4 protein-coding genes are annotated in these 13,639 nt (G+C 34.3%); 1 reads left to right on the top strand and 3 read right to left on the bottom strand.

The window, feature by feature from the left end; all coding sequences use genetic code 11:
* Positions 1-2: 2 nt before the first annotated feature.
* The 3 genes from C1I91_RS04575 to C1I91_RS04565 form a co-directional block, all read right to left on the bottom strand.
* Positions 3-1,703 (bottom strand): methyl-accepting chemotaxis protein, encoded by a 1,701-nt coding sequence (locus C1I91_RS04575; RefSeq protein WP_128211542.1) that lies wholly within the window; start codon positions 1,701-1,703, stop codon positions 3-5.
* A 403-nt stretch (positions 1,704-2,106) separates the two neighbouring features.
* On the bottom strand, positions 2,107-9,618 hold the full coding sequence (locus tag C1I91_RS04570; RefSeq protein ID WP_128211539.1) for a glycoside hydrolase family 3 N-terminal domain-containing protein: 7,512 nt from the start codon (positions 9,616-9,618) through the stop codon (positions 2,107-2,109).
* Between the two features lie 476 nt (positions 9,619-10,094).
* Entirely contained in the window at positions 10,095-11,420 is a 1,326-nt protein-coding gene (locus C1I91_RS04565; protein WP_128211537.1) for an ABC transporter substrate-binding protein, read from the bottom strand.
* Between the two features lie 407 nt (positions 11,421-11,827).
* Here C1I91_RS04565 and C1I91_RS04560 point away from each other — a divergent pair, with 407 nt between their 5' ends.
* On the top strand, positions 11,828-13,636 hold the full coding sequence (locus C1I91_RS04560; protein WP_128211535.1) for a cache domain-containing sensor histidine kinase: 1,809 nt from the start codon (positions 11,828-11,830) through the stop codon (positions 13,634-13,636).
* The last annotated feature ends 3 nt before the right edge of the window (positions 13,637-13,639 follow it).

The following is a 13,639-nucleotide window of genomic DNA, read 5'->3' as shown; positions in this document are numbered from 1 at the left end:
TGTTATACTTTGAATCTATTTACCACTGAAACCATACTGCTTGACATTTCAGATAGAGTTTGAGCTGATTCTGCTACTTCTTCTGAAGAACTACTCATTTGCTCTGAAGATGCTGTTATTTCTTCCGATGAAGCTGAATTTTCCTCTGCTACTGCAGAAGCATTACCAATTCTCGCAATTATGTCATTCTTATCAGAATCAATACTATTCATAGCTCCACTTACTTCCTTCATCAATGGAATCACTTCTTCCACTAGCTCTATTATATTCTTAAAGGAAGCTATCGACTCTTCTATAGTATTTATCTGTCCTGTAAACTCATCATTAACCACATTGGTGGTATCTACCACCTCACTAGTTTCCTTTGATATCATATCAAGTCTACTATTTATTTCTGTAGATGACTCTTTGCTTTGTTCTGCTAATTTTCTGATTTCATCTGCTACTACAGCAAAGCCTTTTCCAGCTTCTCCAGCTCTTGCTGCCTCTATTGCTGCATTTAAAGCTAAAAGATTGGTTTGATCTGCAATACTATTTATAAGTGAGGTTATTCCATTTATTTCTTTTATGTTTGCTCCCAGCTTATCAATTTTATCAGTAACCTTTTCAAAGGATTCACTTACCGTCTTAGCTGAAAGAACCAAGCTCTGCATTTGTTCGTTACTAAGGTTTGCCATGGAACTTATAGTTTCCGTTGATTTATTAACATTACCAACAATGCCAGAAATGTTTTCTATAGCTTCTCCAAATTCATTAACAACGCCAGCTATTGTCATAAGCTCTTGAGCCTGTGAGGTAGAACCTATTGCAACTTCTTGTATAGCAGTACTAACCTCTTGAGATGAAGATGTCATCTCTTCTGAAATGGCAGATAGAGATAACGCTTGGTCATTCATCTTACCAGCATCTTGCTTAACCTCACCTAATATGATGGCTATTGCATCTACTGTTGAAGATAGTTCTCTTTTCATTATTCCAAACTCATTATTCTCGTTTGTTTCTATGTCCAAAGTTAAATCTCCTGATGCTACAACCTTTAACTGAGCTGTAAATTCTTTTATAGAATTTCTTATGTACCATAATATAAACATAGATATAGCTGTAACCAAAATAAAAATACCAGCGGTAATTAATATAAATTTGGTTCTTGTTGATACAAAATCATCTTGACTTTGCTTATTTATAAGATCTGCAGACTGCTTTTCACTAGCAACAAGCTTTTCTATACTTGTGCTCACTCCTGTACCAACCTTAGTATAGTCGTCCATGTACTCCTTAGTCATTGCTTGTCCAACTTTTCTTTTTTCAGCTAGTGGAGGGAACTTGTCCATATACTTATCATAATAATCTTTCATATCACTTATAAGTTTATTCTTTTCATCAGAATTACCTTTAGTATTAAGCTCACTAATAAGTGTTCTTATCTTACTATCAGTATCCTTGACAGTTGTTATCATTGCCTCATCATAAGTTCTGTCAATTATTTTAGTAAGTACATTTCTCATCCCATTAAAAGAACCATTAACATCTCCAAGAATTTTAATATTTTGAAGTTGCTTCTCATTGAGACTAGTGAGATTGCCATTTATTTTGTACATATTTATTATGGCTACAGATTCTACTGACAATAAAGAAATTACTGCAATTAACCACAAGGCTACAATCCCATGAACTATTTTGAAATCTTTCCTTCTCTTTTTCATACAATTCCTCCAAACCTATATATTAGTTTTTATTGTTGGAATATTCACGCAACTTCTGCAAAAATATCCCTATTTATTTTTCATAATACCGATTATTAATTATATTATCGTTCCAATATTATAAAAATTCATAGATGATTTATATTTTTAATGTAATAATTATTCGGTATTTTTTACTATAGCTATCCAACTTCAACTAATAATTTATGCATCCGTGATGCTTCCCAAAACCGTGATCATCTAATCCTCAGAAACCTGGATCATCTAATTCCCAAAACCTACGATTTTCGAACATGCATAACTTAAGTTTTCGTAATAGAACCTATATATTAATTCCATAATGAATTAAAATACAAAAACAAGCCATAGTATTTTAACCTATGGCCTGTTTTGAATATCAGTTCTATTTTGTTTTTCTTATCTTAATAGTAACGCCTGCCCCTAAAACTATCATTAGCAATGCCAGTACTATTAATAAATTACTATCAACAGCTGAGCCAGTTGTAGGAAGGACTTGATTGCTACTTTCAGCTTTTTCAGCCACTATAAATTTCGGTAAATTATTTGTAGCAAAGCTTACCTTGTTGCCATCAAGCTTAGTGTCCATAACTTCAAATTGCTTTGTATTCTCATTGTAGTAGAATACTGAAAGCTTGTTCTTATCTAAGCCTTTAAGCTCATCGTCAGTGAGTATTAAAGATATTTGAGCTTTTCCATCAGCAAAGTTGTATATATCAACTTTATTTGCTCCAGTTACAACAGATAAGCTGAGTTGGTATAGCTTCTTTATACCTCTAATATCTTTTGTAAGATCATTTCCCTCAGCAATATTGAAGCTTAATACAACTCTAGATCCATCTTTTAATAACTGTTTACTTATAGCTGTAAATGGAACTAACACATCTAGATTTGAGCTCTTTATCTCCAAACTTCCATTGCCAGACTTTAAGGTTTCTATATCGCTAACCTCTAAAGTAAACTCTCTAGAACCATCAGCTATTTGAATCAAATTATAACTAGAGGATAGCTTAGACACCTGAATCAACTTCTTACCATTTTCATCGGTTATTATGGTTATATTCTGTCCATTATTGGAGTTGCCATTTCCTGAGTTATTGCTAGGATTGCCAGGGTTATTGTTTGCTCCATTATTGGAATTTCCGTTTCCGCCTTGACCTGACCCTCCATTGCCTGAATTATTTCCTCCATTGCCTGGATTCTGAGCTACTTCTTTTACAGTGACCATTCTCTCTTTATTTATTATATTGCCCTCTTTATCAACTATCTTGTAAATAATCTTATAGCTTCCAGCTTTAGTGGTATCAACATTGTTAAATGTTACTTCTATCCTTGAGGTCAAGTCTTCTCCATCTATGTCTAGAGCCTTCACTCCATATAAAGGATTGAACTTATCTCCTACATTTATAGTTATATCACTTGTATCAATTACACCCATGCTCAATACTCTTACTATAAAGTAGCTTACGGAACTATTTCCTGAATTATCAGTAACTGATACTTTTACTCTAAATACTCCATCCTTAGATGTATCAACAACCTGAGTAATAACTGCTTTATTAGTTATATCTCCATCCTTATTATCAGTTATCTTTATTCCTAAATCTTTTATTGGATCAAAGCTTGCACCTACTGGCAATACTGCATTATGTCCTTCTATAACCGGTGCAATGGCATCTTCTTTTACAGTTATCTTGAATGTCTTTGAAGCCTTATTGCCAGAAGTGTCTGATACTGTGGCAGTAACTTCATAAGTTCCTACATTATTTATATCCAGCTTACTGTCATCTAATGCCACCTTACCAGTGATATCTCCATCCATATCATCTATGGCGCTTAAGCCAATAGCTTTCATTAAATCTGGCTTTTCTCCCTTTTGAATAACAGCATCACTTCCATATATGCTAGGTGCTGTATTATCTAATATATACTTTAAATTAAATGATCTTATATTAAAGCCATCAACATCAACATAAACTCTTAAGGTTTGAACTCCCTCATTAAGATATACTGGTGTTGAGTCGGAATCAGCCCACTTATTCCAATCTCCTGTAGTTGGAAGTTTTACTTTACCAAGCTCTTTTCCCTGACCATCCTGAAGTACTGCTACTGGCACTGAACTTACTGAATCAGCATAGTTATAAGTTACTTTGTAAATTCCTGCTTTTTTAACATTTACAGAGTAATCCATGTATGAACCTACAGAAGTATCCCCTATATTCTTTACACCATCTTTTGTCTCAATAGCATATCCCTTATCTCTTGATCCACCAAAAACACTATCAGCATTGATAACAGTTATATCTCCATTACTATCTGCTTTGATATCCTGTGGCCCTTGCTTCTTAGCTATAGAGATTGAATTTAAACTAAAGCCTCCGTTTACAACCTCTAATCTTAAGGTCTGAAGGCCAGCCTCTAGCCTTACAGTATCCTTTACGTCAAGATTATTTCCCCAGAACTTAGCTAGGCTTAAAGTAGCTATATTTCCTGAAACATTAAGGTCATTTCCAGTGCTTATCTTTATGGCATTGGTAATTGAAGCATTGTTATTTGCAGTATAGGTTATTGTATAGTCTCCAGCTTCTGCTACATCTAGATAGTAATCAACTCTATTACCTGGTTGAACCTCACTATTTAGAGAACCTTTAGTTCTATAAGCTTTGTCCTCAGTTAAAGTAATTGCCTTATCCCCAACCTTACATGGCGTTGGCTTCAAATCACTCTTTCCACAGGTAATTTCAGTAGTCAATCCACTATCGTTTGTGGAGTCGCTATATGCAGTTACAGGTACATTTATATCCATTGGAAGATCTTCATAATAGGTTGCAAGCCATTTTAAATGAATTCTTATATGAGTTGCATCCAAGTATTCAACTGAATCTAGCTTAGCATACTTTCCATCAACAAGAGCTCCTGATAGACTTACATCATTAACCTTTTCTTGTATAAAGGTTCCTCCACTTAAGGTTACATCTACATATGGTGTATTTATAGGAATAGTCTTATCAGAAAGTAAGGTTTCTTTATCGTTATTAGCTGTTATTACAAAGCTGCTACTAATACTATAAGTTTTATCACTTAATCCTCCAATTTCCTTAGCACACATCTCTATATTTATAAGTTTATCATAATCAAAATCAACATTTGAGTTCCCATGAAGTGTAAGCCTTGCAGTTGTATCATCTACTCTTTCAATGTCGTAATCAATACCTGAAGGTAATCCACTTAACTTCCAATTTGCTTTAGTAAGAGTAGGTACAAACTCACCATCATAAAGCTTAAGGTTTACCACGGCTTTATCTTCTTTACCTTCATTTATAGTGGTATTGCTTGAACTTATTGCTGCACCTACAGAGAACCAATCTAAGTTAAAGCCTACTTTAGCTAATAGCTTAAGAGTATGTTCTCCTTTTGTAAGACTTATTTTTGATCCTTCTAGCTTCCAGTTATCCCAGGCACCAGTGCTTTCAAGCTCTACGTTTTTAATAAGTTTATCATCAGAATATATATCAAAACTTGGCTTGTCGTTATTTGAAGCAACATTAAGATTGAGATTATACTCGCCATCTTCAGCTACGTTAACTTTATACTCCATAAAGTCGTCTTTATCTACGTAGCCTACCTTTCCATTTTCTATCACTACACCTCTTGAGTTAATATAATTTGTACCATCTATTCTTCCAGGCAGATTATATATTGGAACAGCCTTTTCAAATTTAATATTTCTTATATTAAATTCTCCTGCATCAATATTGAATCTTATTTTTTGCAAACCTTTATTCTTGAAGTTAACTGTATTCTTTACTGTAAAGTAATTACTCCAGGTTTGATTGTCCCAAGCAGTTTGAGGCACTAAAACATTTGTTAACTCTTGGTCGCCTAAAAGCACATGTATCTGTCTATTCTTTTTAACATTATCATCATAGTTTCCCCATGGTGTTGCTGTTTCAAAGGTCATGTTATATAAACCAGCTTCATCAACCTTCACATAATAATCAAGGTAATTATTGTCATGTATATAAGCAGTATGGTCTCCCTCTACCTTTATATTTGAACTAGCTTCTGTATAGTTGGTTGAACTAAAGGTTCCTGGAACAGCATTTACCTTATCTCCATCAATAGGTTTCCACACATAAGTAGCTACATTCTTTGCAGGGATACTTGCAAAAATCTGTGCTCCACTACTTGTTAACTTAAAGCTTTGAGCTTGATCAGTCTGATTTACCACTACTGCTACTAAAGTACCATCTGTGTTCTTGAACACCACATCTGTAACAGTATCTGAGGAACCATAATCGCTATCTACTCTCACTGCTCCTGGCTTAATGAATTTTGAGAACTGTCCAGTTATATAGTATTCTGGTGTAGCCCAATAATTGTTGTTATCATTTGCATCTAAAACGAACATGGTAGGATCAGGAGTTCCAGTCCATTGTTCCGGTGATATATTACTATCTAGCATAGTTACCCAAGAGTTATAGCTTTCAGCATAGTTTCTATAGTACTGAATTATTCTATCAGCACCAGTGGTCCCCCAAACAGATCTTTCTGTAAGATTTACCGAGTGATCTGGGAACAAATTATGAACCTGTGTCATTGCGGTTGGCTCTCCACCATAATCATGGAAGGCTATGCCATCAATTGCAGACTTTGAAGCATCATTATTTAGAGCCTGAGTTGCAAAACTAACTCCGCTGTCAAAGTTGTGATCAAAAGCCCATATCTTAATATCTTTTCCTTTTAGTACATCGCTCTTTGCAATATCAGCCTTAATTGCTATGGCCAATTTTTGTTCTTGCTCTGGTGTAATATAACAGCTTGGATAATCTATCTGAAGTCCTGGTTCATTCTGAAGAGTCATAGCATATATTGGAATGCCTTGCTTAGCATATTCTTCAAGATATCTAGTATAGTACATAGCTGCATCAGAAATATGTGCATCACTTAACTTTCCACCTTTTATGAGCTTATCATTATTTTCATAGCTCTTACTGCTGTCTGTCTGTTCCTTCATCCATCCTGGAGGAGTCCAAGGAGAAGAAAATAGCTTTAAATTTGGATTTATTTTTAGTGCTTCCTTTACTGTAGAAACTATATTATAGTCTATATCTTTTTGTATAGAAAAACCTTTACCAGTAGTATTGTACCAATCTGGCCCGTCTGCTGCTGGAACATTATCGTAATAGGTATAAAAATCTCTTCCTGTAAAATCTGCTGTACCTATAGTAAGTCTCATAAGACTCATTCCAGCTCCATCCACAGGATCTACAAGCTTCTTTAAGAACTCAGTTCTTTTCTCAGGTGACATCTTAGAGATATTATTTATAGTTGACTCCTCTAAGGAACTACCCATACCCAAGAACTTTTGATATTCTTTGCTTTGATCTATTTTTATATCAGTAACCTTTGTATCATCTTCTGAGGTTATATCTAGATTATCCTTTTTACTTAGGGTGTTAGATAAATCCTTAGGAGCATCATACCAGCTCATACTACCTGACTGCTCTGATGAGCTCATGTACACATCAACTGCACCAGCTTTTATAATAGGTCCTGATGGTGTTGGTACTGGAGTCTGCCCACCACCATTATCTCCTCCATTGTCTTCATAGTCTCCTATTCTGGTGAAATTTATCCAGTTCATATTGAAGTTTCCATTGCCAGCCTTAAATCTTAAAGTTTGTTTTCCAGCTTTAATATTAGCTACACCTTCTACCGTAGTCCAATTCTGCCAGCCACCAGTGTCCGGTATATCTGCTTTTGTAAGATTTTTCGAACCTGAAAACAGCTGAGCTCCAGAAGTTGAACCACCAGGGCTAGCAACTCTAAATTCAACTTTGTACTTGCCATCCTCTTTAACATTGACACTATAGTCCATCCAGTCTCCGCCATCTATATAGCCCACATCTTTTCCGCCACCTACATCACTTACATTCTCTGTTTGTATTCCATACATACTAGTGTAAGCTTCGGCTTCTACTTTTCCAGGTATAGCTATAGAGTTATCCACTTGATTTGGTTTTGCTGGCAAAGCTGCTGTTTGTCCCTTCTTTAACCCATAACCAAACTTGAATAAAGCTTTTCCATCAGCCTTTTTATTAGTAATATCAGAAGCATACCATGGCCAAGTAATATTTAGTTTGCCAGTGAAATCATAATTGCCAAACAATACATCAGCTATGCCTTGTCCTTCAGTACCAGGAAGCCAAGCCTCAACTAACCCATCCATATCACCTATTTGATCTGCTATAGTTAATGGTCGTCCAGAAACCAATACTACTACTATTGGTAGATTAGGATTGGTAGCTTTAATATTTTTTAGTGTTGTAATATCATCAGAGTCAAGAGTCAAAGCATCTGGAGTCCTATCACCATCAGTTTCAGCATAAGGTTTTTCACCTATTACAACTACCGCAGCATCATTGTCTGAAGCTGCCCTTCCACGGCTATTGTAAGTTACCTTAACATCCTTTCCTACAGTATTTTTTATTCCTTGTAAAATGGTAGTTCCATTGGTTGTCTTGCCTGCAGCACCTTGCCAAGTTATAGTCCAACCGCCACACTGAAGACCTATATCATCTGCACTTTTTCCTGCTACAAGTATATTTTTCTTATCCTTAAGTTTACCCAATATATCATTATCATTTTTCAATAACACTAAGGATTCTCTAACCGCTTGTCTTGCTATATCCCTATGGTCTTGAGAGCCTACTGTCTTTAGTAAATCTCTTTGAGCATAAGGGTCTTCAAATAATCCCTGCTCAAACTTAACCTTTAATATTCGTGTAACTGCATCATTTATTCTATCCTCAGTAACTTCTTTCTTTGCTACTAAGTCTTTTAAATTAGTTATAAAACTTCTCCAGGAGTTAGGTACCATGGCCATATCGATTCCAGCATTAATAGCTTTCTTTATCTGATCTCTTTCAGTTCCTGGAAGCTGAGCTATTCCTTCATAGTCAGATACAACTATTCCTTTAAAGCCTAACTGCCCCTTAAGAACATTGGTTATAAGATCTACGTTACCGTGACACTTCTCGCCATTTATACTATTGTAAGAAACCATAACTGATCTAGCACCAGCGTTTACAGCTGAAATATATGGTGGAAGTAATTCATCTTTAAGAGTTTCACTTAGATTGCTTATTACAGCATTTCCTTGATTTACTCCATCAGTAGTTAAGCCTTCCCCTATATAGTGCTTAGCAGTAGCAATTACAGTGTTATTCTTTTTAAGCGTTCTGCTTGGCTCATCTCCTTGTAAACCTTTAACATAAGCTGCTCCTAGTTTTGAAGCAAGCTCAGAGCTTTCTCCAAAGGTTTCATAAGTTCTACCCCATCTCTCATTATGAGCAATTCCAAGAGTAGGTGCAAAAGTCCAGGTTACACCTGTTGCTCTCATCTCCTCAGCGGTTGCCTGTCCTATCTTTTTTGTAATATCTGCATCGCCTGACGCTCCAAGTCCTATGTTATGTGGGAATATCGTTGCTCCGAAGACATTGTTATGACCATGAACTGCATCAACTCCATACAATATCGGTATCCTAAGTCTAGTCTCTGATGCAGCCTTTTGAAACCCATCTACCATGTCAGCCCAGCTTTCAGCTGTGTTAGGTGTAGGCAAGGAACCTCCTCCACTCAATATAGAACCTAAAAAGTAATTTTTAACATCTTCTGCTGTAGCGGTTTTTCTTTCAGCCTGTACCATTTGTCCTATCTTTTCATCAATAGTCATCCTAGACATCAAGTCCTGAACTCTTTCATCCACAGAAAGCCTAGAATCTAAGTATCTAGGCGTATCTTCAGCTTTTACAATAGATGCTGTTCCATTACCTAACACCATAGTTGTTATAAAAGTCGCTGTTAAAAATCTGGCTAACCACTTTTTCAACATTCCTACTACTCCCCCTTTAACCAATTAGTATTTGATTTACTATAAACCTATTAATTTTCCTAGGCTTAAAATTATTCTTGAAATTAAGTGGTTAAGAAGGAGATGCTATATGAGCGAGTAATTAGAATTAAATGATTTTTTTAGATGGAATGGGCTTTAAAAATCACTAATACGTTCTTCATTAGTGATTTTTTGCGCATCTGCCTTTTCTGAACGTATGTGAAGAAATTCTGGCAGGCGACATATTCTCTCTTTTTACTCTTTATTTTAATAGCATTCTTAATATACTTAAGATTAAGATACATAAGATTTATAAAAAGTCAATGGTTAAATAAAGAGTAAAACTGTACTGTTCGAACGTAGTGAGTTTACAGTTTTAGCCATGGAATATGACAAAATCATATTAATTCTTTGCGCAAGCTCATCTAAGCATCGGATGACTGACCACTTAATTTCAACAGTGCCAATAATTTTAATTACTTAAGCTCTTCTTTCTTTACCTCCTTATCTATGTCATTCAAGAAATTTTCAGGGCTTATCCTTCCTGCTGCTAACTGATAACATAATTCTTCTGTAGATACTTTAAAATTTGGAGTCAAGCTATCATGCCAAGATGTTCCGCTTAAGGAATTAGCTTTACTTAAAATATCTACCAATTCTTTTTGAAGTTTTGTTTCATTTTTATTTGAATAGTTCTCATACTTTTGTGCAGGAACTATTAACCCCTGTTCAAAACCATTTTCAGCCCAATTTTCTGGCTTCATCATATACTCCAAAAACTTTATGGCCTGCTTTTTCACCTTTGATGTTGAAGATACCGCATATCCTCCGCCATTCCATGCAATCAAATTATTTTCAGTACTTTGATGCTCCAAAAGTAATGGCATCTTAGAAACCTCTATCTGCTTTCTAAAATCATCAGGTAAACTAATATTGCTCACCATTCCTACTTCCCAAGATCCTGTATATAGCATGGCACTTTGTTTTCTTGTAAATAAATTCATAGATGTATTGTAGTCTAGCTGTGACATACTCTCCTCTAATCCACAAGCTTCAAGCAACAATTTTAGATCCTCTGCAGCTTTTCTTAACACAACATTATCCTGAAAACTTACTTGTCCTAAAATTGCATCATATATAAGCCTCTGATCTTGTCCCTCCATTAGCACTAATTCCTGATATAGCAATGCTAATGGCCATTTATCTTTTATATTTATTGAGATAGGGTTAATTCCCATCTCCTTAAACTTTTTGCACACCTCAATAAGCTCTTTAAAGTTTTTAGGAAAATCTATATTGTTTCTATAAAAAAGTTCTTTATTATAATACAAAACCATATAATCCATACTCTTTGGAATTCCATAAAGTTTTCCTTCAAAACTAAATCCATCTAAAGCTCCTTCTTTAAAATCATTCTTTCTAAACTTGTTAGCATCCAAAGCTTCAGCATATCCACCCTTCATCACAGGATTAAAAAATGAGGGTTGACCCCAAACAAAGAATACATCTGGAAGCTTATCACTTATGGCATAAGCCTTAAATCTTTGCTTATAAGGCTCATCTTGGTAAGCTTCCACCTTTATATTGATATCAGGATTTTCGCTAATATATCTATCAATAAGCATCTGTTCAAGTTTTCCTTGCCCTGACTGTCTATCAGGTAAATTTGACAAAAAGCTTATAGTTATTTTCTTTTTATCCTCCCTACCTGTAGAGGTTTCATTATTGCAACCTACAAGAGAAAATAATAGAATCACTACTAATGATATGCATTTAATGTTTTTTAGCGTCTGTTTATTCATATATCTCTCCAGTTTCTATAGGAACCCTTTATGAAAACTTAATTTATACTTGTTATAAAATCGCGGCTCCTAGGAATTCTGTGGCATGTATAAATTAATAATTGAAGTTGGATACTTATAGATCTATCATTTATTTTTAAAATTTAAAGTTTGCAAAACTCCTCTCAGGAATCAGAGTAGTTTTGCAGATAGATTTCGGGTTGAAGTTGTACATCTTTCCTTATAACTTAGGTTTATTTACAGTGTAATTATAAAATTAACTGTAATAAAATGGTAGTGCTCAAATTGTAGAAAATGGTTCCGTTTTTAAGAACTTGCACTTAATCTAAGCTAATTGAAAAGCTTTTCTTTTTAATGTAAAATATACTTGAACCAACAGTAAATTTATTCCAAAGGAGAGGTTCTTTATGAAAATTCTTAAAACTTTCTCCATTAGATTCCCTATGAATTATATGAACTTGAGCATAAAAAATAAGATACTAATTTTCTATGTATGCATTTTATCAATAATATGTCTTATCCTTGGAAGCTACTCCTATGTAGTTGCATCAAAATCTTTAAAGGATGAAGTAACTTCTATTAATATTAAAGATATTAATCAAACCTCAGATAATATCAATTTTCTTCAAAAGGATATTACAGATTTATCAACCTTCATTTGCTTAAATCCTCTAATCCAATCCCTTGTCACCAGTAACGAAGCTTCTTCCGAATATGAGAACTTTACTAAGTATGGGCTAGAGCCTCTAAATATATTATTGGCCTCTAAAGACTATATAAGCTTCATATTTATATACGGTGATCAAGGTTCCAAATACTATCTCAGTAAGGATGGAAGCAGTGGACTAAACTCCTACGAAGAAATTAAAAAAAGCGATATATATAAAAGTGCCCATGCTTTAAAAGGAGCCCCTCTATGGGTCAATTTAGATACTAAAAACAATGTATTCATAACTGATAATAGAAACCCTAAGATTGCAATGGTTCGAACTATAATAGATACCAATACCTTACAAGAATCTGGATTAATGGTTATATGCATTAATACCTCCTTCATAGAAAACATATATGCTCAAGATTTGAAAGGATCCGACAGCATTGTATTGTTAGATAATAAAAATAACATAATATCCTCAAAGGATTCGAAGAAGATTATAAACTCACAGGATATACCTAAGCTTTCTCCTTTGCTAAATGAAAGCAGTGGCTACCATAATACCACCTTAGGCGGTTCTGAAGTTCTTTTTACTTATAGCACTATAAAAGAAAGTGGCTGGAAGCTGGTTTCTCTCACTTCTCAGTCTGAAATGTTCAAAAGTGTACAATCCATAATGACAATGACCCTTGCAGTCATTGGTTTATGCATAATAATCTCATTTTTTATATCTATATTTGTATCCTCTAAGTTAGTTAATCCTATACAGAAATTACTTCAATCAATGAAGCGAGTTAAGAGTGGTAACTTTAAAGAAAAGGTAGATTACGAATATAATGATGAAATAGGCAATTTGGTTTGTGAGTATAACGATATGATTGATAACCTACAGAACTTAATCGATAAAGTGTACAAACTTCAATTAAAGGAAAAGGAAGCTGAGCTTAAAGCTCTTCAAGCTCAAATAAACCCTCATTTTCTATACAACACCTTAGACATGATATTTTGGAAATCAGAAAGAGCAAAGCAACCTGAAATAAGTGAAATGATATATGCCTTATCAAAAATATTTAGAACTAGCTTAAGCAATGGAAATGACTTTATCTTAGTGAAATCAGAAAAAGAATTTATAGAAAATTATCTACTGCTTCAAGGAAAGAGATATAGGGATAAACTAGATTATTCTGTAGATATTGACAATGATATTCTTGATTATTATATTCCAAAGTTAATTCTTCAACCTTTTGTTGAAAATTCAATAATACATGGCACCGAGGCTGATAATGATAAAAGTTATCTGAATATATCAGGAAAGCTAGTAGACGGAATGCTTATTTTTACTATAGAAGATAATGGAACTGGCATTGATGAAATAACTCTAGAAGCTCTACTTAAAAATTATAATAGTAATAATACTTCAAACTATAAAAAAGGTTACGCCATTAGCAATGTTAAACAAAGATTAGAGCTTTATTACGGAGATAATCATTCATTATATATACAAAGTAAATTAGGACAAGGAACAAAAATTACAATATCTATACCATTCAAAGGAGTTTGATGA

Source organism: Clostridium manihotivorum, assembly GCF_004015185.1.
GTDB lineage: Bacteria > Bacillota > Clostridia > Clostridiales > Clostridiaceae > Clostridium_AR > Clostridium_AR manihotivorum.
The sequence above is the reverse complement of the archived record's forward strand: the minus strand, read 5'-3'. Positions and strand labels throughout refer to the sequence as shown.

Coding starts and splice junctions, on each gene's coding strand:
- C1I91_RS04575 (WP_128211542.1), bottom strand. CDS start 1,703: ATGAAAAAGAGAAGGAAAGATTTCAAAATAGTTCATGGGATTGTAGCC.
- C1I91_RS04570 (WP_128211539.1), bottom strand. CDS start 9,618: ATGTTGAAAAAGTGGTTAGCCAGATTTTTAACAGCGACTTTTATAACA.
- C1I91_RS04565 (WP_128211537.1), bottom strand. CDS start 11,420: ATGAATAAACAGACGCTAAAAAACATTAAATGCATATCATTAGTAGTG.
- C1I91_RS04560 (WP_128211535.1), top strand. CDS start 11,828: ATGAAAATTCTTAAAACTTTCTCCATTAGATTCCCTATGAATTATATG.